General features: G+C 66.9%; 17 protein-coding genes and 2 tRNA genes. 9 read left to right on the forward strand and 10 right to left on the reverse strand.

Going from position 1 to position 18,141, the window contains the following annotated elements:
* Nucleotides 1–9: 9 nt before the first annotated feature.
* The 3 genes from def to orn form a co-directional block, all read right to left on the reverse strand.
* Nucleotides 10–582 (reverse strand): peptide deformylase, encoded by a 573-nt coding sequence (def, locus tag J2X42_RS06435; RefSeq protein WP_310163413.1) that lies wholly within the window; start codon nucleotides 580–582, stop codon nucleotides 10–12.
* Between the two features lie 124 nt (nucleotides 583–706).
* Nucleotides 707–779: transfer RNA gene (locus tag J2X42_RS06440), tRNA-His, on the reverse strand.
* A 129-nt stretch (nucleotides 780–908) separates the two neighbouring features.
* Nucleotides 909–1,553 carry an oligoribonuclease gene (gene orn / locus J2X42_RS06445; protein WP_310163414.1) on the reverse strand — a complete coding sequence of 215 codons (645 nt, stop codon included), beginning with the start codon at nucleotides 1,551–1,553 and terminating at the stop codon, nucleotides 909–911.
* A gap of 154 nt (nucleotides 1,554–1,707) precedes the next feature.
* Between orn and mptB the strand changes: the two genes are divergently transcribed.
* Entirely contained in the window at nucleotides 1,708–3,261 is a 1,554-nt protein-coding gene (gene mptB / locus J2X42_RS06450; protein WP_310163415.1) for a polyprenol phosphomannose-dependent alpha 1,6 mannosyltransferase MptB, read from the forward strand.
* Here the strand turns inward: mptB and J2X42_RS06455 are convergent.
* On the reverse strand, nucleotides 3,244–3,963 hold the full coding sequence (locus J2X42_RS06455) for a DNA alkylation repair protein (RefSeq protein ID WP_310163416.1): 720 nt from the start codon (nucleotides 3,961–3,963) through the stop codon (nucleotides 3,244–3,246). The two genes, mptB and J2X42_RS06455, sit on opposite strands and share 18 nt — an antisense overlap.
* A 139-nt stretch (nucleotides 3,964–4,102) precedes the next feature.
* Between J2X42_RS06455 and map the strand changes: the two genes are divergently transcribed.
* Complete coding sequence (gene map, locus J2X42_RS06460) at nucleotides 4,103–4,870, forward strand: type I methionyl aminopeptidase (RefSeq protein WP_310163418.1); 768 nt, start codon at nucleotides 4,103–4,105, stop codon at nucleotides 4,868–4,870.
* 72 nt (nucleotides 4,871–4,942) lie between these two features.
* A complete protein-coding gene (locus tag J2X42_RS06465) occupies nucleotides 4,943–5,845 on the forward strand; it encodes an aldose 1-epimerase family protein (protein ID WP_310163419.1) in 903 nt (300 codons plus the stop codon).
* Here J2X42_RS06465 and J2X42_RS06470 read toward each other — a convergent pair.
* Nucleotides 5,838–6,428: a GNAT family N-acetyltransferase gene (locus J2X42_RS06470; RefSeq protein WP_310163420.1), complete on the reverse strand. Its 591-nt coding sequence runs from the start codon at nucleotides 6,426–6,428 to the stop codon at nucleotides 5,838–5,840. The genes J2X42_RS06465 and J2X42_RS06470 overlap by 8 nt on opposite strands.
* 173 nt (nucleotides 6,429–6,601) lie before the next feature.
* Here J2X42_RS06470 and J2X42_RS06475 point away from each other — a divergent pair, with 173 nt between their 5' ends.
* Nucleotides 6,602–7,396, forward strand: a complete 795-nt coding sequence (locus J2X42_RS06475) for a TIM barrel protein (RefSeq protein WP_310163421.1) — start codon at nucleotides 6,602–6,604, stop codon at nucleotides 7,394–7,396.
* Here J2X42_RS06475 and J2X42_RS06480 read toward each other — a convergent pair.
* Together J2X42_RS06480 and J2X42_RS06485 are read right to left on the reverse strand one after the other, a co-directional pair.
* Entirely contained in the window at nucleotides 7,372–8,118 is a 747-nt protein-coding gene (locus J2X42_RS06480; RefSeq protein WP_310163423.1) for an alpha/beta hydrolase, read from the reverse strand. The genes J2X42_RS06475 and J2X42_RS06480 overlap by 25 nt on opposite strands.
* A 2-nt stretch (nucleotides 8,119–8,120) precedes the next feature.
* On the reverse strand, nucleotides 8,121–9,224 hold the full coding sequence (locus J2X42_RS06485; RefSeq protein ID WP_310163424.1) for a LacI family DNA-binding transcriptional regulator: 1,104 nt from the start codon (nucleotides 9,222–9,224) through the stop codon (nucleotides 8,121–8,123).
* A gap of 198 nt (nucleotides 9,225–9,422) precedes the next feature.
* Between J2X42_RS06485 and J2X42_RS06490 the strand changes: the two genes are divergently transcribed.
* From J2X42_RS06490 to J2X42_RS06500, 3 genes are read left to right on the forward strand one after another with little or no spacing between them, the layout of a single operon-like run.
* Nucleotides 9,423–10,592 carry a Gfo/Idh/MocA family protein gene (locus J2X42_RS06490; RefSeq protein ID WP_131133219.1) on the forward strand — a complete coding sequence of 390 codons (1,170 nt, stop codon included), beginning with the start codon at nucleotides 9,423–9,425 and terminating at the stop codon, nucleotides 10,590–10,592.
* A complete protein-coding gene (locus J2X42_RS06495; protein WP_310163425.1) occupies nucleotides 10,592–11,806 on the forward strand; it encodes a dihydrodipicolinate synthase family protein in 1,215 nt (404 codons plus the stop codon). Before J2X42_RS06490 ends, J2X42_RS06495 begins: the two co-directional genes overlap by 1 nt.
* The gene (locus J2X42_RS06500) at nucleotides 11,803–12,642 is read left to right on the forward strand and encodes a sugar phosphate isomerase/epimerase family protein (RefSeq protein ID WP_310163426.1); all 840 of its coding nucleotides are present in this window, start codon (nucleotides 11,803–11,805) and stop codon (nucleotides 12,640–12,642) included. Before J2X42_RS06495 ends, J2X42_RS06500 begins: the two co-directional genes overlap by 4 nt.
* 136 nt (nucleotides 12,643–12,778) lie before the next feature.
* Here J2X42_RS06500 and J2X42_RS06505 read toward each other — a convergent pair whose 3' ends face one another.
* Nucleotides 12,779–14,200: an FGGY family carbohydrate kinase gene (locus J2X42_RS06505; protein WP_310163428.1), complete on the reverse strand. Its 1,422-nt coding sequence runs from the start codon at nucleotides 14,198–14,200 to the stop codon at nucleotides 12,779–12,781.
* Nucleotides 14,201–14,279: 79 nt separating this feature from the next.
* Nucleotides 14,280–15,467 carry a xylose isomerase gene (gene xylA, locus J2X42_RS06510; protein WP_310163429.1) on the reverse strand — a complete coding sequence of 396 codons (1,188 nt, stop codon included), beginning with the start codon at nucleotides 15,465–15,467 and terminating at the stop codon, nucleotides 14,280–14,282.
* A 135-nt stretch (nucleotides 15,468–15,602) separates the two neighbouring features.
* Here xylA and J2X42_RS06515 point away from each other — a divergent pair, with 135 nt between their 5' ends.
* Nucleotides 15,603–16,877, forward strand: coding sequence for an ROK family protein (locus J2X42_RS06515; protein ID WP_310163431.1), 1,275 nt, complete (start codon nucleotides 15,603–15,605; stop codon nucleotides 16,875–16,877).
* 313 nt (nucleotides 16,878–17,190) lie between these two features.
* Here J2X42_RS06515 and J2X42_RS06520 read toward each other — a convergent pair.
* Nucleotides 17,191–17,266: transfer RNA gene (locus J2X42_RS06520), tRNA-Arg, on the reverse strand.
* Nucleotides 17,267–17,478: 212 nt separating this feature from the next.
* On the opposite strand from J2X42_RS06520, the gene J2X42_RS06525 reads away from it, so the two are divergent.
* Nucleotides 17,479–18,027, forward strand: a complete 549-nt coding sequence (locus tag J2X42_RS06525; RefSeq protein WP_310164272.1) for a single-stranded DNA-binding protein — start codon at nucleotides 17,479–17,481, stop codon at nucleotides 18,025–18,027.
* Nucleotides 18,028–18,141: the final 114 nt, after the last annotated feature.

The following is an 18,141-nucleotide window of genomic DNA, read 5'->3' on the forward strand; positions in this document are numbered from 1 at the left end:
CTGGATGGGCTAGTGGCCGAAGGGATCCGGATCGACTCCGGGCATCCAGGTCAGGCCGGGAACGCCCCAGCCGCTCTTCTTGGCCTGCTTCATCGCCTTGCGGGCATAACGGTCCATGAGCCGGTTGACGTAAAGCTTTCCGTCGAGGTGGTCGTACTCGTGCTGGATCACCCGTGCGAACCATCCCGTGGCCTCAAATTCGACCGGCTGCCCGTGGCCGTCGAAGCCCTGGACCCGGGCCCATTCGGCGCGTTTCAACGGGTACTGGCCGCCGGGGAATGAGAGGCAGCCCTCCTCTTCCTCATCGGGATCAGGAAGGGCGCCGGAAATCTTGGACAGTGTCAGGACGGGGTTGACCAGGACTCCGGTGGGGGGAGCGCCGTCATCGTTGGCGAACTTGTAGACGAAGATCCGCTTGCCCACGCCGACCTGCGGCGCCGCGAGCCCCACGCCGTTTGCGGCGTCGTTGGTTTCGAACATGTCGGCAATCAGGGTCCGGAGTTCGTCGTCGAACACGTCCACTTCGGAAGCCCGGCGGTGCAGGACCGGTTCCCCCCAGATGGTGATTGGCATAACTGTCATCTTCAGCATCCCTTCGGCGTGCGGCCCGGTCTCGGTTACCGGGCGTGGGACAAAAACAAAGGAGGCCGCACCGGATATCCGGTGCGGCCTTCTTTTTGGACGGGTGTTCGTACCATCCTGTGAGGGTGAGCTACGGGGGTTGAACCCGCGACCTCCTGGACCACAACCAGGCGCTCTGCCAACTGAGCTAAGCCCACCATGTGCCTTGCTGGTTTACCGGCTGACCGGCTCCCTTGAAAGGCAACTCAAATAGCTTACCTGCTGTTCGGGGATGCTTTTGCCACTTTTCCGGTTTTTGGCGAAAAATCCCTCAAACGTGGTGCAGATTACTTCCCGGGGACTGTTGCGTCCGTGTCCGAAGCGGCGGTGCCGGCGGCAATGCGCTTGGAGATGCCCTGTGCCGTTGCGCTGTCGGGCCCCGGCGCAGGAACGAACACCGCTTCGCGGTAGTAGCGGAGTTCGTCGATGGAGTCCTTGATGTCTCCGAGGGCGCGGTGGCCGCCCTTCTTGGCGGGGGACTGGAAATAGGCCCGGGCGAACCACCGGCGTGACAGTTCCTTGATGGTGCTCACATCGATCACGCGGTAATGCAGGTGTTCCACTACTGCCGGCATGTCCCGGGACAGGAAGACCCGGTCCGTTCCCACGGAGTTGCCGCCCAGCGGCGCCTTGCGGGGGTCCGGCACCCACTTTTCGATGTATTCCATGACGGCCGCCTCGGCCTCCTCCATGGTCTTGCCGTGCGGCAGTTCCTTCAGGAGCCCCGATCGCGTGTGCATGTCGCGGACGAAGTCATTCATCTGCGCCAGTGCGGCGTCGTCCGGCTTGATCACGACGTCCACGCCGTCACCCAGGATGTTCAGTTCCGAATCCGTCACCAGGGCCGCCACCTCGATCAGGGCGTCGTTCTTGATGTCCAGGCCGGTCATTTCGCAGTCGATCCAGACGATGCGTTCATTAGATATAGGCACTTGACAAGCCTACCGTTTAGCTCCGTCCGGGCCGTCCGATGCTAGGATTTCGGAAACGCGGCGGTGAGTTTTCCGTCGTTGTACTATGCCCCGTCCGGCCCTGTCAGGCCCGTCGGGTGGAAGCGCGCAATGCAAGAGATTGGACATTCCTGAGATGACGGCGCCTGTGCCTGCAGCGGGGGAGAAGGCCGCCACGATCCCGATGCGGCCGGAGGCTGAGGTCGACAACGCACGGTCTCCGCTGATCGCCGGTTTTATCGGTTCGGTCTTTATGATGATCGGCTCCCTGGGAGTGGGCTGGCTTGCGCCCGTCTCGGAACTGCGGCGGATGCCGCTCTTCATCTGGATGCGGACCGAGGCCATCGGGGTAGCGCTGTCCATCATCCTCCTGGCTGTCGGCGGCATGCTGCTTGTCCGGGCCTGGCTGCGGCTGGGTCAGCGCGTCCGGGTCTGGGGCCTTCAGGCGCGCAAGGCCACACTGCAGGCGGTGGTGGTGTGGGGCCTGCCCATGATGTTCACAGTGCCCCTGTTCAGCCGCGACGTGTATGCCTACATCGGCCAGGGGAGGCTGATGGTGGAAGGCTTCAACCCATACGAAAACGGGATATCGGCGCTGTCCAACTACTTCCAGCTCGGTGCCGACAAGATGTGGACGGAGGCCCCGGTTCCGTACGGCCAGCTGTTCCTCTGGATTGAGCAGTTTGTGGTCTGGTCCACCAACGTGCACCCCGAGGCCAGCGTGATGCTTTTCCGGCTGGCCGCACTCGTGGGCATTGTGCTGTGCATCATCTACGTCCCCAAGCTGGCGGACCTCCACGGAGTGAACCCGCACCGGGCCCTCTGGCTCACTGCTGCCAACCCGCTGTTCCTCACCAACTTCATTGCCAGCGTGCACAACGACGCCCTGATGATCGGCCTGGCCCTGGCCGGCCTGTATTACTGCGCCACACGCCGCGTGGTGCTCGGCATCGTCCTGGTTACCCTGTCCATCTCGGTCAAGCCGATCACCATCGTCTTCCTGCCCTTCATTGGCCTGCTCTGGGCCGGGAAGGGCGCCAGCTGGCCACGGAAGTTCCTGTACTGGGGACTCACCGCGGGCCTGAGCGTCGGACTCCTTTTTGCCATGAGCCGCGTCAACGGCTTCGGCTTCGGCTGGATCAATGGCCTGTCGGCCCCCGGCAGCATCTGGATCTGGTACGCCCCGATCGGCCTGATGGGCCTCGTGGTGGCCTCCATCGCCAACGCGTTCAGCCTCGACGGCTGGGGGCTCGCCAAATGGGTGTACGACGCCGGGAAGCTGCTTGCCGTGGGCATCGTCGCCTGGCAGATTTTCAAGGGAGACCACGACCGCCTCATGCGGCGCCTGACACTGGCGTTTGCTGCGATCGTCCTGCTGGCCCCCATGATCCAGTCCTGGTACGTGGTGTGGCTCATCCCGCTGTTTGCGGTCACCGGTATCCGTGATGACTGGCAGGTCAAAGCCCTCTACTTCATTGTTTCCTTCTTTATGGTTTACGCCATTTCGGACCAGCTGGAGGTCTTCCCGTACCTGCAGACCGAAGACCTGGGCCTGGCGCTTGCGCTGGCACGGAACGGCGCGGCCATCATCGCCCTGCTGTTCGCGCTCTACCTGATCTTCCTGGACCCGCGCACCAAACAGCTGTTCAGCAAGCCGGACCAGCCGGTTACCTCACGCCCCGTCATCTGACCGACGATCCGCCCCGTCATCTGACGGAAGATTCCGCACGGCTTCGCGGCGGGACAACGGGCTGAGCCGTGCGCCGTATTCCGCGACAAAGGTCCGCACCCATTCGGAGTCGGTTTTGCCAAACTCGCGCAGCGCCCAGCCAATGGCCTTCCGGATGAAGAATTCGGGATCCGCGAGGTTGGCTTCGATGACCTGCCGGAGCAGCCTGCGGTCGGTGTCGACCTTGGCCTTGAGCTGGGCGGTGATCGAGGCCCTCCTGATCCAGAAGTCCGGGTCCGTGCTCCACCGTCCAAGGACCTCTGTCATGGCCGGCCGGTGCGCCTGGAGGAGGCCGCAGATCCGGTGCGCCACGCCGTCGACGAAGTCCCACCAGGCACCGGTACGGATGATTTCCTCGTACACCGGAAGCATCGCCAGGTCCTTGGCTGCCATTTTCACCCCGGTGAGGTCGATCGCCGCGTAGCGTTCCTCCCGTACCGTGGCGTCACGCCAGAGCTCCAGCACCGTTGCCCGCAACTGTTCCGGGGATTCGAAGGGGTGGGCGGCGGCCGCAGCCATGGTCAGGCGCCGGACCTCGGGTACCCGGACGCCCAGCGACGGGATATCCGATTTCATGTAGGCCTGCGCGCCCGCACCGCGTTCGGCGTCGGCCTGTTGTTCAAGGGCCGCACGGATCGCGGCCAGCAGCTCCCGGTTCACCATGCTGCAACTGTAGCCAGCCAACCAGCCGGCCGCTTGCCGTGCAGCACCGCCGCGTCCGACCTAAAGTAGGAGCACGGGGCAGGGGTGGACCAAGCCCCGCACCACGAACGCCGCCGCGAGCTACTGGAGGAACTTTCGAATGTCGATGATCAAGAGCCCGGAGGAGATCGCCCTGATGCGTGAGGCAGGGCGTGTGGTGGCCAACACGCTGGCCGTTGTGCGCGAGGCGGCCGGCATCGGCGTTTCCCTTCGGGAGCTGGACGCGCTCGCGGCCGAACACATTGCCAAGGCCGGCGCCAAGCCTGCCTTCCTGGACTACCGCCCGCGGTGGGCCTCCGTCCCCTTTCCGGGTGTCATCTGCGCCAGCGTGAACGATGCAGTGGTGCACGGGATCCCGGACGGCTACCGGCTTCAGGACGGCGACCTCCTCAGCGTGGACTGCGGCGCATTCCTGGAGGGCTGGTGCGGAGACGCGGCCGTCAGCTTTATCGTTGGCACCGCGGACCCGGTGGACCAGGCCCTCATCGACGCCACGGACGCCGCTTTGGCCCGGGGCGTGGACGCGGCCAGGACCGGCAACAAAATGGGCGATCTCGCCTACGCCATCGGCGGCGCGGCCCGCCGGGCGGGCTATGGGCTGCTCGCCGACCACGGAGGCCACGGCATTGGCCGGACCATGCACGCCGAGCCGCCGGTGCCCAACGACGGCCGGCCGGGACGTGGCATCAAACTGACGGAGGGGCTGGTTATCGCGATTGAACCCATGCTCATTCTGGGCGGCAAGGACGACTACTACCACGACGACGACGAGTGGACGCTGCGGTCGGCCAACGGACGCCGCGCTGCACACAGCGAGCACACCGTGGCCATCACCGCCGACGGCCCCGTGATCCTCACGCTCCCGTAACAAGTACCCCTGAAGATCGGATGCGGTACGCTAGTTAGCGCTAACAACCAGCTGGAACGCAGAGGATCCACCATGTCGGGCACGGAACACAGCATCGCATTCGGGCCGTATTCGGCCATCATCACGGCACGTGGCGGAGCTCTCCGCGAACTTCAATTCCACGGGCGCCACCTGGTGGTCACCTTCGGGCCGGACGGCGACATCCCCGACTATCGCGGGGTCATCTGCGCCCCGTGGCCCAACCGCCTGGCGGACGGCACCTACAGCTACGCCGGCCGGTCCTTCGAGGCGGCCATCAACGAACCCGCGCGCGGCACGGCCCTCCACGGACTGCTGACCGGCGTGGACTGGGAACTTCGCGGGCACACTGCCGACTCCGTCACCCTCGCCGGCACGGTCGAAGCCGGCGCGGCCTACCCGGCCGGCCTTGACGTGTCCGTCACCTACAGTCTGTCCGCGGACGGGCTCAAGGCCGCCGTGCTGACGAGGAACACCGGCACCGAGACTGCGCCGTACGGCGTCTGTCCCCACCCCTATCTCGTGGCCGGTTCCTCGCCGCTGGACGAGTGGACCCTGGAGCTTCCCGCCCGGGAGTTCCTGGCGGTGTCCGCCAACCGGCTGCTGCCCGAAGGCATCCATCCGGTGGATGGCCACGAGTTCGATTTCCGGACGCCCCGCCCTCTGGGCACTGTCAAAATCGACCACGCCTTCACCGGCATCGTCCGCGGAGAAGGCGGCCTCGCGGCCGTCCGTGTCCTTGATCCGTCGGGCACCGGCGTTGAGCTGGAGTGGGACGGGAACTGGCCCTGGGTACAGGTCCATACTGCCGACAAGCCAGTCGGCAAGGACCGGCTGGGGCTGGCTGTGGAACCGATGACCTGCCCGCCGGACGCGTTCAATTCAGGGACGGACCTGGTGCACCTGGCGCCCGGGGAGTCGCACGAGGCCAGCTGGACCATCAGGGCACTCAGCTAGCAGCAGCTCCGCGAAGGTCCAGGCGCACCACGGCCCGCCCGGGGACGGCGGAGCTGACCACCTGGAATCCTGCGCGCAGGAAGAGGTTCAGCGTGCCGTGGTAGAGGTCCGCAGGCCCTGCTTTGGGCCTCAGCCGGCGGTCAACCGGGTAGCCTTCCACAACGTCCCCCCCGTGGATCCTGGCATGGTCGACGGCGGCGCGCAGCAGGACATCGGCCACGCCGCCGCGGCGGTGGCCCGGTGCAACCACAAAGCACGTCACGGACCACACCCCGTCGGGGCGCCCTGGTTCTGCGGCCCCTGCGCCGGTTGGAGCTGATGCTTCAGCGAGCCGCAGTACCCGGGAGCGCAGCACCCTCGGATAACACGCCCGCGGCTCCACGGCGCACCAGCCCACCGGCTCACCGTCCCGGAAGGCGAGGACCCCCGGGGAGGGGCGCCGCCGTCGAACTTTTCCTTCAGCTGTGCCTTGCGCGCGGACGGTTCCAGGGCGGAATATTCCGGGCCCGTGAGGGAGAAGTACCGGCACCAGCAGCGCGACCGTTCCCCGGGCAGGCCAAACAGGCCCTCGACGCCGGGCCATTCCGCGGGCTCAGTCGTCAGGCCGGGGACAGGCTGGTGCTTCATCCGTACAGGTTAGTCCGCCCGGACGGACCCGGCGCGAAATGATTTACGGGGCAAGCGCATTCCCGCTACGCTGGACTGCGATCCCTCCCGGCCCGCGGGCATTGGGCCGCAGCAACGGAAAGAATGGCAATGACCTTTGGACAGCAGACGGAACTGGCGGACTGGAACCGGTCAGCGCTCACCCCCGGCCTGTGCTCCGTGACGCTGCGGCACAGCAGTATTACGGACGTTGCCGCGATTGCTGCGGAGGCCGGCCTGGCCGGAATCGAGTGGGGGACGGACGTGCACATCGGTGATCTCGACTCGGCGGATGAGGCGCGGGAGGCCACCCTGGATGCGGGCATGGCGGTCCTTTCCCTGGGCTCTTACTACCGGGCCGGATCCTTCGCCGATTTCGACGCAGTGGTGCAGCTGGCCGTCCGGCTGGGGGCGCCCCGGATCCGGGTGTGGGCAGGTGAACAGGGCTCGGCAGACACTGACGGCGACGGGCGCTTGACGGTCGTCCAGGACGCCCGGAGGATCGCGGAAATAGCCGGCGGACACGGCGTGGACGTTGCGTTCGAGTACCACGGCGGCACCCTCACGGACACTCCGGATTCCACCCTCCGGTTACTGCAGGAAATCGGCCGGGACAACGTGGGGACCTACTGGCAGCCCGCCGTCGGCCTCACCGACCAGGCCGCCCTGGCGAGCCTGCGCCAGGTGCTTGACCATGTAACCGGCGTGCACTGCTTTTCCTGGTGGCCGGAGCACGAGCGGCTGGCACTGAGCGGCCGTAAGCAGCTCTGGCAGTCAGCGGCCGACATCCTGCGGGAGGCAGGCAGGCCCTTCGACATGATGCTTGAGTTCGTCGCGGACGACCTCCCGGAGAACATCAGCCACGATGCGGACTTCCTCCATCACATTGCGCTGGGCGAGGACTGACTCCATCCCCTCCGCGTCAGCCAGGCCGCGCACAGCGATGTCCACTGATCCGGCCCCGGATCCCCGCTCGCCAGCCCCAGGCCGTGGCGGCCATGCGGGAAAACATGAAGTTCGGCCGGCACCCCGGCGCGGACGAGCGCGCCGGTGTAGGCAAGGCTGTGATGGACCGGCACTGCCGCGTCATCAGCGGTGTGCCACACAAAGGCCGGGGGAGTGGCAGCGGTGACCTGGAGGTCTGCGGACACCTCCCGGAGCAGGTCGTCCGACGGCGACGCGCCCAGCAGGTTGTCCACGCTCCCCTGGTGGACGTCATCGGTGCAGGACACCACGGGGTAACAAAGGACCGTGAGGTCCGGGACGGCGGCCCTGACATCCAGAGCCGGATTTCCGGTTGCCACTGCCGTTGACAGCGTGGCTGCGAGGTGGCCGCCGGCGGAAAATCCGAGGACTCCCACACGGGTCGCGTCGACAGCTTGCCCGCTGCCATCGCTGCGTATCTGCAGCAGCGCCGTTTTGGCATCCTCCAGCGGTGCCGGATGGCGGTGCGGCGCCACCCGGTACCGGAGTACGTAGGCGTGGATCCCCAGGGAGGCGAGCCACTCCGCCACCGGCTCAGCCTCGTGGTCAGCCTGGTGGCCGTACCCTCCGCCCGGAAGGACCAGGACGGCAGGCCGTGGCCCGTCGGCGCGCGCGGGGACAGCTGTGAGGGAAACCGCCGCCACCGTCAGGAGGCCGTCTCGGTGCTGCGCCGCAGGGTCACCCGTCCGGTCACCGGAGACGGTGCCGCGGTACCGTCTGCGGCCGCGGTGCCCGCGGCGCTGCGCGTTGCGATCCTGCCGATTTCCTCCAGCGGAAGGTGCACCGTGGAAAGAGCCGGGCGGAAATCCCGCAGCGTCTCGATGTCGTCAAAGCCGGCGATAGTGGCGTCGCGGGGGATGCGCAGCCCTGCACTCCGGAGGGCTGCGGCAGCCCCGATAGCCATGACATCGTTGACCGCGAAGATGCACAGCCCCTTGGAGCCGCCTGCGTTCCCCGTGCCCCCGACGCCGCCGGCTTCCGGGCGGGCGGCCTTGATGCGTTCGGCCAGGGTGAGCCCGGCTTCGAAACCTCCGGCGCGGTTGAAGGAACTGCGCAGGATTTCCGCCGGGGGGCGTCCCGCTTCGGCGAGGCCCTGCTGGAATCCGCGGATCCGGTCGTCGGAGGTGAAGAGCCCTTCCGGTCCGCCAATAATCACGAAGTCGTCGTCCGCCCGGGAGGCGGCAAGTTCCGAGGCGAGGCTGGCGGCAAGTTCCTCATTGGGTACTTCCACCACGTGGTACCCGTCCGACACGGCGGCCCCAACGACCGGGTGGCCCACTACAGCCACCTGGCCGCCGTTGCGGCAATACCTGTCGAGTTCAGCGGCGAGGTCGGCATTGCCGTCGGTGTCCTCGGTGCGGGACGAGCGGGAACCGGCGATCACGATCGAATCGGCCCGGCGGGCAGCGAAGGCGGCAACGGCTTCCTTTTCATCCCCGGGAGCGCCGGCCGTGGTGGCGAGCAGGACCATGCGGCCCTGTTCACGCGCGGCTTCCTGGACGCCGCGGGCGATGGCCGCGAAGTAGGGGTCGGCGATGTCGTGCACAATCAGTCCGATCAGGCCGGAACTCGATTTGGCCAGCCCCTGGGCCTGGGCGTTGGGGATGTAGCCCAGGGAGTCCGCAGCCTGCCGCACTCGGTCCGCAATGTCCTGACCGGGTTTCCGGGCGGAACCGTTCAGCACGCGCGAAGCCGTGGCGGGCGACACGCCGGCCAGCCGGGCCACCTCGGTGAGGGTACTTGCAGCCACGGGATCTCCTTTTTCAGCGGAACTTAGCGGAACTTGGCGGAACTCAGCCGCCAACAGCGGTGACCACATTATGGCAGTTTTAGGCACTTCCCGGAAAGCGCTTGCCAATTCCCGCCCGTTGGGTGCAGAATGGATGCAGTGGGAATGCGCTTTCCCAGACCAGCTTGAGTAACACTGCTCACTCACCGTGGAGGACACATGGGCTTCGAAACAAAGACGATCCGCATCGCCATGAACGGCATCACCGGCCGGATGGGTTACCGCCAGCACCTGCTGCGTTCCATCCTCCCGATCCGTGACGCCGGAGGCTTCACGCTGGAGGACGGCACCAAGGTCCAGATCGAACCGATCCTGGTGGGCCGCAACGAGGCCAAGATCCGCGAACTGGCGGAACTGCACAAGGTGGCGGAGTGGACCACCGACCTCGATTCCGTGATCAACGACCCCTCCGTGGACATCATCTTCGATGCCTCCATGACCAGCCTCCGTGCCGCCACCCTGAAGAAGGCCATGCTGGCCGGCAAGCACATCTTCACCGAGAAGCCCACGGCTGAAACGCTCGAAGAGGCCATCGAACTGGCCCGCATCGGCAAGGAAGCCGGCGTAACGGCCGGTGTTGTGCACGACAAGCTGTACCTGCCCGGCCTGGTCAAGCTGCGCCGCCTGGTTGACGAAGGCTTCTTCGGCCGCATCCTGTCCATCCGCGGCGAATTCGGCTACTGGGTCTTCGAAGGCGACGTCCAGGCCGCGCAGCGCCCGTCCTGGAACTACCGCAAGGAAGACGGCGGCGGAATGACCACGGACATGTTCTGCCACTGGAACTACGTCCTCGAAGGCATCATTGGCAAGGTCAAGAGCGTCAACGCCAAGACCGCCACCCACATCCCGGCCCGCTGGGACGAGGCAGGCAAGGAATACAAGGCCACCGCTGACGACGCCTCCTACGGCATCTTCGAACTCGAGACCCCGGCCGGCGAGCCCGTCATCGGCCAGATCAACTCCTCCTGGGCCGTGCGCGTCTACCGCGACGAACTGGTCGAATTCCAGATCGACGGCACCCACGGCTCCGCCGTCGCCGGCCTGAACAAGTGCGTCGCCCAGCAGCGCGCCCACACCCCCAAGCCCGTCTGGAACCCGGACCTGCCCGTCACGGAATCCTTCCGCGACCAGTGGCAGGAAGTTCCCGCCAACGCCGAGCTGGACAACGGCTTCAAGCTGCAGTGGGAAGAATTCCTCCGCGACGTCGTAGCCGGCCGCGAACACCGCTTCGGCCTGCTGTCCGCCGCCCGCGGCGTCCAGCTCGCCGAGCTGGGCCTGCAGTCCAACGACGAACGCCGCACCATCGACATCCCGGAGATCACGCTCTGATGACTTCCCTGATCCTTCCCTCCGACGACGGCGGCACACGCGAGTACCGCCTCCAGGGCGGTGCGTCCTGGGCCCGCCCCACCGCCCCCCTCACGGCCCGCCGCGCCTACGCCGCGGCGCACGTGATCCCCGAGGTCCTGGCAGACAACACGCCGGGCGCCCCGGCCCGCCTCGACTGGGACGCCACCATGGCGTACAGGCACGAGCTCTGGTCCTACGGGCTGGGTGTGGCCGATGCCATGGACACCGCCCAGCGCGGAATGGGCCTTGACTGGGCCGCGACACAGCAGCTCATCAAGCGCACCGGTGTGGAGGCTGCTTCCGTGGTCTCCTCCGGCAACGCCGCGACCGCCGGAAAAACCGTGCGGGACCTCGTCTCCTGCGGCGCCGGCACCGACCAGCTGGACATCGCCACGCTGCCCGCCGGCGAGGCCGGACTCAACGCCGTCCTCGAGGCCTACCGCGAGCAGATTGCTGTGGTGTCCGAGGCCGGGCCCAAGGTCATCCTGATGGCCTCCCGGGCCCTGGCCCGCGTGGCCACCGGCCCGGAAGACTACCTGAAGGTGTACTCCACACTGCTCCAGGAAGTGGACCAGCCCGTCATCCTGCACTGGCTCGGGACCATGTTCGATCCCGCCCTGGCCGGCTACTGGGGTTCGGATGACGTCGCCCAGGCCACCGAGACGTTCCTCTCCCTCATCCGCGGGAACGCGGACAAGGTGGACGGCGTCAAGGTGTCCCTGCTGGATGCCAGCCACGAAGTGGCCCTCCGTGCCGTCCTGCCCGAAGGCGTCCGCCTCTACACCGGCGACGACTTCAACTACCCGGAACTGATCGACGGCGACGGCAGCCACCACTCGGACGCCCTGCTGGGCATCTTCGCAGCAATCTACCCGGCGGCTTCCGTTGCGCTGCAGCACTACGACGCCGGCAACGCTGCGGAAGCGCGGGCCATCCTCGACTCCACCCGGGAACTGGGCAAGCACATCTTCAGCGCCCCCACGTTCTACTACAAGACCGGGATCGCCTTTATGTCCTGGCTCAACGGCAAGCAGCCCGGTTTCCAGATGGTGGGCGGCCTGCACTCCGGCCGCTCCGTGGTGCACCTGGCCAAGACGTTCGAACTCGCCGACCAGGCCGGACTGCTGAAGGACCCGGCCCTGGCCGCGTTCCGGATGTCCGACTACCTGCGCATCAACGGAGTGGGCGTATGAGCGACTTCTCCCGCCTTGCGATCAACAGCGCAACCACCAAGAAGTGGACCCTCGCGCAGGTCGTCGAAGGCTGCGTCAACGCCGGCATCCCGTCGATCGGCCCTTGGCGGGACCGTGTTGAGGAAGCAGGACTGGACAAGGCAGGCAAGCTGATCAAGGACGCCGGTCTCCGGGTTTCCTCGCTCTGCCGCGGCGGATTCCTGACGGCCGCCGACGCCGAAGGCCAGGCCGCCGCACTCGCGGACAACCGCGCGGCGATCCTCGAGGCCGCGGCGCTGGACACCCGGGAACTCTTCCTGGTGGTCGGCGGGCTGGCTCCGGGGGAGAAGGACGTCGTCGCTGCCCGCCAGCGCGTCGCCGACCGCCTCGCCGACCTTGTTCCGTTCGCCTCCGAGAACGGGATCCGGCTGGTGCTCGAGCCCCTGCACCCCATGTACGCCGCTGACCGTGCCCTGATCTCCACCCTGGGACAGGCCCTGGACGTCGCGGCCCCGTTCGACACGAAGGATGTTGGCGTAGCCGTCGACACCTTCCACGTCTGGTGGGATCCGGAGCTGAAGGCGCAGATCGAACGCGCCGGGCGGGAAGACCGGATCGCCTCTTACCAGGTGTGCGACTTCAACATGCCCATCGCCGCGGATCCGCTGCTGTCGCGCGGATACATGGGCGACGGCGTCATTGACTTCGCCACCATCGGCACCTGGGTCAGGGACGCCGGGTACACCGGCGACATCGAGGTCGAAATCTTCAATCAGGAGATCTGGGACACGGACGGCAATACCGTCCTTTCCACGGTCAAGGAGCGCTACGCGGAGCTGGTACTCCCGTACGCATGACCTGATTCAGACCGCGGGCTCCTGCTAACGTCACGGCAGGAGCCTGCGCCCCACCAGTAAAAGGACCTGCACCGCCTTGGCGGGGCGGGTCCTTTTGCGTTGCTGTCCATACTCAGGGCACGGTCCGCCGCCGGACCTAGGCGAGGTATGCGGCGGCGTGCCTGCGGTACCGGGCCAGGACGCCGCCGTCGGACGGTTCTGCCGGCAGTTCCACGCCGCTGAGGGTCCACTCCGGGAAGGACCCGGCCAGCACTGCTGCGGCCTGGCAGGCGGCGCCGTCTGCCACGTACTCGCCGGGCGTCGGCACAAAGGCGGGAAGGCCAAGGAGTTGGCTGGCTGCCAGCTGCACGGCCGGCGACTGTGCGCCGCCACCCACCAGGATGACGCGCCGGGCTTCGACGCCCTGCGCCTGGAGTGCGGCCAGGCCGTCGGCGAGGGAACAGACCACGCCTTCGACGGCGGCGCGCGCCAGGTTTTCGGGCGTGTAATTCGTCCTGGTGATGCCGTGCAGCGATCCGGCCGCGTCCGGAAGGTTGGGCGTCCGTTCCCCATCGAAGTAAGGAATGAGCGTCAAGCCGCCGGCTCCTGCCGGGGCCGCCAGCGCCAGCTCATTGAATTCCGCCAGGCTGACATCCAGCAGCGCGGCCGTCGCATCGAACACCCGGGTCGCGTTGAGCGTGCACGCAAGGGGCAGGTAATTGCCGGTGGCGTCCGCAAATCCCGCGACGAGCCCTGACTCATCGGCCGCAGGGGTAGATGACACCGCAAACACGGTGCCGGACGTGCCCAGGGACAGGACCACGTCGCCCACGCCCGCGCCCACGCCCAGCGCGGCGGCGGCGTTGTCCCCGGCCCCCGCTCCGATGAGCGACCCTTCCGGGGTTTTCCCGGCGATGTCCAGCGGGCCGACGACTGCGGGAAGCCGGGGGACGTGGCCAAGGGACCTTTTGAGGGCGTCAGGAAGGTATTCGCCGGCGGATGCGGAGTAGTAGCCGGTGCCGGAGGCGTCGGAGCGGTCAGTGCGGAGTGCCGCGAGGCCAGCCTCGCCGCTGCCGGGACCGAAGCCTGCCAGCCGCCACGAGAGCCAGTCGTGGGGGAGGCAGACGGCTGCGACGCGGGCCGCGTTGTCGGGTTCGTTTCCGGCGAGCCAGCGCAGCTTGGTGATGGTCAGCGAGGCAACCGGGACTGTTCCCGTGGCGCGGGACCAGTAGCGGGCACCTTCTGCGGAGTCGCCGTCGCCGGCTTCCCGGATCAGGTCCAGGGCGGCGGGAGCACTCCTGGTGTCGTTCCACAGCAGTGCCGGCCGGATGACGTCTCCGGCGCCGTCGAGGCAGACCATGCCGTGCTGCTGGCCGCCCACGGAGACGGCGCTGACGTCAGCGAGTCCGCCTGCCTGCGTGATGGCGGCCTGGAGGGCGTTCCACCAGTGCTCGGGGTGGACTTCGGTTCCGTCGGGGTGGCTGGCGCGTCCCTGGCGCACCAGCGCGCCGGTGTCCGCGTCGCGGATCACCACCTTGCAGGATTGGGTGGAGCTGTCGATTCCGGCAACGAGGGCCATGGGTTTCCTTTTGATGCGCCGGCGCCGCCGGATCGTGGATCCGGCGGCGCCGTGGTGCTGTCGGTTGGTTGCCTGCGGCCTAGCGTGCGTTGAGCAGGTGCTCGATGGCCAGCTGGTTGAGCCGCACGAAGGCGAAGGACCGCTCGGCGGCGGCATCGGCGTCGAACTCCGCGAAAGCCGACGCGTCGGCCAGCAGGTCCGCGGTGGTTTCACCCGCGGCGAGCGTGGGTTCGCCGAGTTCGAACACGCCGGAGGTCTTCAGTGCTTCCTGCACCTCAGGGTCTGCCCGGAAGGCGAGCGCGCGTTCCTTGAGCAGGAGGTACATGGACATGTTGGACTTCGCGGATTCCCAGACACCGTCGTAGCCGTCGGTGCGGGAGGGCTTGTAGTCGAAGTGGCGCGGACCGTCGTACTTGGGGCCACCGTTGGGGAAGCCGTTCTCGAGGAGGTCAACGGTGAAGAAGGCGCTGGTGAGGTCGCCGTGACCGAAGACGAGGTCCTGGTCGTACTTGATGCCCCGCTGGCCGTTGAGGTCGATGTGGAAGAGCTTGCCTGCCCAGAGGGCCTGGGCGATGCCGTGGGTGAAGTTCAGGCCGGCCATCTGCTCGTGGCCGGTTTCGGGGTTGAGGCCCACGATGTCGCCGTGTTCGAGCTGGGCGATGAAAGCCAGTCCGTGACCGACAGTGGGCAGGAAGATGTCGCCGCGGGGCTCGTTGGGCTTGGGCTCGAGGGCGATCCGCAGGCCGTAGCCCTTGTCCTTGATGTAGGCGGCGGCGGTGTCCACGCCTTCCTTCATGCGGTCCAGTGCGGCGGACAGGTCCTTGGAGCCGTCGTATTCGCTGCCTTCGCGGCCGCCCCACATAACGAACGTTTCGGCGCCGAGTTCTGCGGCGAGGTCGATGTTCTGCAGGACCTTGCTGAGCGCGAAGCGGCGGACGGCGCGGTCGTTGGAGGTGAAGCCGCCGTCCTTGAAGACCGGGTGGCTGAACAGGTTGGTGGTCACCATGGGGGTCTTGAGGCCGGTCTCGGCCAGGGCTGCCTTGAAGTTCTTCAGGATCAGCTCGCGCTCGGAGGCCGTGGCGTCGAACGGGACCAGGTCGTTGTCGTGGAAGGTGATGCCGTACGCGCCCAGTTCGCTGAGCTTGTGGACGGCTTCCACGGGGTCCAGCGGCTTCCTGGTGGCCACGCCGAAGGGATCCGCCCCGGTCCAGCCGACGGTCCAGAGGCCGAAGGTGAATTTGTCGCCGGGTGTGGGCGTAAGAGTCATGATGCGTCCTTGCATTTCGGGGGAACCGGGGAACCCCTGGAGTTAGTTTATCGCTTGAACTATATAAGCGGGAATGAGCTATGGTCAATAGCATGAGCCTGCCCATTGGGCACGAACTTCGAAAAGGAGGGCCGCATGGCCAGTTCTGCGCCTGCCGCCGGGGCCCCCGACTCCGCGACGCCGGGGAGCATGGGTGACGTCCGCCGCGGCAACCTGGCCCTGGTGCTCGGACGCATTGCCCAGTCCGGCGCAGGGATGCACCTGACCCGGGCCCAGGTCGCTGCCGCCTCCGGGCTCACCAAGGCCTCTGTCTCGAGCCTGGTGCTGGATCTCCTCGATGCCGGGCTCGTCAGGGAAATCGGGCTGAATCCGCAGGGGGAGCGCGGGCGGCCGGGCGTGGGGCTCGAGCTGAGTCCGGCCATGGGCGTGATGGGCATGGAAATCAATGTCGACTACATCTCCGCCGGGGTAACGGACCTGGCCGGCAACCTGTTGCTCCACCAAACGCAGGAGCAGGACAACCGCATCGCCTCCCCAGGCGCCGTGGCGGCGGCGCTCGCCGGCCTCGCAGCTGACCTCAGGGGCAACGCGGAGGCCCAGGGGGTTTGTGTCCTCGGCGGCGGCCTGGCTGTTCCCGGACTCGTTGATGTCAGGACCGGCACCGTCATTACCGCTCCCAACCTCGGCTGGAACACCGAGGCACTGGACCTGGATGCCTTGCTTCCCGGTGTGCCCCTGGGCACCACGCTTTTCAACGAAGCCAACGCGGCGGCCCTGGCGGAGCTGCGGTACCGCCCGGCCGGCGGCGCGGACTTCCTCTTTGTCTCCGGTGAGGTTGGTGTGGGCGGCGGGCTGGTGATTGGTTCCGAACTGTTCACCGGCCCCCACGGGCATGCCGGTGAATTGGGACACGTTGTCGTCCAGCCTGACGGGACGGCATGTTCCTGCGGCGGCACGGGCTGCCTGGAAACCGTGGCGGGCCAGGACGCGATCTTTGCGGCCGCAGGGATTGCCACGCAGGCGGCACCGGCTTCCCGTTCGGGCCCGGCGGCATCCGGTCCGTCCAGATCCGAGTGCCTGGCGCAGTTGCTGTCAGCGCTCGCGGCCGGGGATGCCAGTGCGCTCGACGCCGTCACGCGGGCCGGCCGCTTCCTCGGAGTCGCAGTTGCCTCCACTGTCCGGCTGCTGAATATCTCCTCCGTGGTGCTGGGCGGACACTTTGCCATCCTGGGGGAGTGGATCTTGCCCGCACTTTCCGACAGCCTGGAACGGTACGCACCCGGGAAAGTCCTTCCCGGCAACATCAGCCTGTCTGACGTGGGCCAGGCCGGAGCGCTGCTGGGCGCCGCCGGCAGTGTGGTCCGATCTCTTGTGGAAGCCCCGCACCGTCTCCAGGTCCAGGCTCCGTAGGCCGTCGTCCGGGGCCGCGGCAAATCTTGATCCAACACTCCGCCTGGTCCTTCGCGAATGCTGAGATTCGATGGGTAGCTTCAGTGCATCAGCGAGAGCAAAGGGGTCCAACTCATGAGCATTACCGAATACTTCTCCGGCCTGGCCATCATCCTGGGGTCGCTCGCGGCCGTCCTGGGATTCTGCGCCGGCATCCTCCGGCGCGGGGCACGGCACTAAGCCCGCTGCCTCGGGGGCGACGGCAGACGCGCAGGCCACAAATGCAGTGAGGCTCCGGCCTGCGTCATCCGCAGGCCGGAGCCTCATGCTTTATTGGTGCCCCAGGAGGGAATCGAACCCCCGACCGGCGGATTAGAAGGCCGCTGCTCTATCCCCTGAGCTACTGGGGCACGCGCTGTCCGGAGTGCTTATTCCGGCGCATCAAAAAGTTTACATGCCCCCGGGCGTTGCCGCGCTCACGTTGGCACCTGTCCTCCACAACGCTGTCCCGGGCTTGGTTGTGCACATACGTGAATGCGCCCCTCGCCGGAGCAGGGAGTCTGCGCGACGCTGGTTTTGCCAGCATGGGCAACACCATTCGAGACAGGACATGAAAATGAGCATGGGTGACTTCATTACGGTCCGTGGCTTCGTCGCCACCGACATCACAACATCCACAACGCCCGGCGGCGTCGGCACGGCATCGTTCCGGATGGGCTCCACGAGCCGATGGTACGACCGCTCCGCCGGGGCATGGGTTGATGGCCATACGAACTGGTTCCGGGTCCAGGGCTACCGTCAGTTGGCCGGAAACCTTGGCTGCAGCATTCGCAAGGGTCAGCCTGTCATTGTCGTGGGGCGCCTGAGGATGCGCAGCTGGGAAAGGGATGGCCGGATCTATCACTCTGCAGAAATCGATGCGGAATCCGTGGGCCACGATCTGACCCTTGGCTCGGCCAATTTCATCCGCACGGTCAAGAACGGCCCGCAGGCGGTGCCGGATGATGCGCCTCCCGCCGAGGATGGGACTGATTCTGCGGGCGGGGCTTTCGGGGACCGCGACTTTGCCGGGGAGGACGGCACTCCCGAGGAACTTATGGTCGAAGACGTAAACGGCGACTACGTCTCCGTGGACACGGAAACCGGGGAACTTGCCGGCTCACCAGCCTGACTGCGCGGTCCTGCCCTGCCACGCGGCAACAAACCCCGCCGTTGCGGCGTGGCAGAATGGGCGGCATGACGAGCAACACGAATCACCGGCCGAAACATCCAAACGCTCCCCGGC

It is taken from the genome of Arthrobacter sp. BE255, from assembly GCF_031457335.1.
GTDB lineage: Bacteria > Actinomycetota > Actinomycetes > Actinomycetales > Micrococcaceae > Arthrobacter.

Coding starts and splice junctions, on each gene's coding strand:
- def (WP_310163413.1), bottom strand. CDS start 582: ATGACAGTTATGCCAATCACCATCTGGGGGGAACCGGTCCTGCACCGC.
- mptB (WP_310163415.1), top strand. CDS start 1,708: ATGACGGCGCCTGTGCCTGCAGCGGGGGAGAAGGCCGCCACGATCCCG.
- J2X42_RS06455 (WP_310163416.1), bottom strand. CDS start 3,963: ATGGTGAACCGGGAGCTGCTGGCCGCGATCCGTGCGGCCCTTGAACAA.
- map (WP_310163418.1), top strand. CDS start 4,103: ATGTCGATGATCAAGAGCCCGGAGGAGATCGCCCTGATGCGTGAGGCA.
- J2X42_RS06465 (WP_310163419.1), top strand. CDS start 4,943: ATGTCGGGCACGGAACACAGCATCGCATTCGGGCCGTATTCGGCCATC.
- J2X42_RS06470 (WP_310163420.1), bottom strand. CDS start 6,428: ATGGCCCGGCGTCGAGGGCCTGTTTGGCCTGCCCGGGGAACGGTCGCG.
- J2X42_RS06475 (WP_310163421.1), top strand. CDS start 6,602: ATGACCTTTGGACAGCAGACGGAACTGGCGGACTGGAACCGGTCAGCG.
- J2X42_RS06490 (WP_131133219.1), top strand. CDS start 9,423: ATGGGCTTCGAAACAAAGACGATCCGCATCGCCATGAACGGCATCACC.
- J2X42_RS06495 (WP_310163425.1), top strand. CDS start 10,592: ATGACTTCCCTGATCCTTCCCTCCGACGACGGCGGCACACGCGAGTAC.
- J2X42_RS06500 (WP_310163426.1), top strand. CDS start 11,803: ATGAGCGACTTCTCCCGCCTTGCGATCAACAGCGCAACCACCAAGAAG.
- J2X42_RS06505 (WP_310163428.1), bottom strand. CDS start 14,200: ATGGCCCTCGTTGCCGGAATCGACAGCTCCACCCAATCCTGCAAGGTG.
- xylA (WP_310163429.1), bottom strand. CDS start 15,467: ATGACTCTTACGCCCACACCCGGCGACAAATTCACCTTCGGCCTCTGG.
- J2X42_RS06515 (WP_310163431.1), top strand. CDS start 15,603: ATGGCCAGTTCTGCGCCTGCCGCCGGGGCCCCCGACTCCGCGACGCCG.
- J2X42_RS06525 (WP_310164272.1), top strand. CDS start 17,479: ATGGGTGACTTCATTACGGTCCGTGGCTTCGTCGCCACCGACATCACA.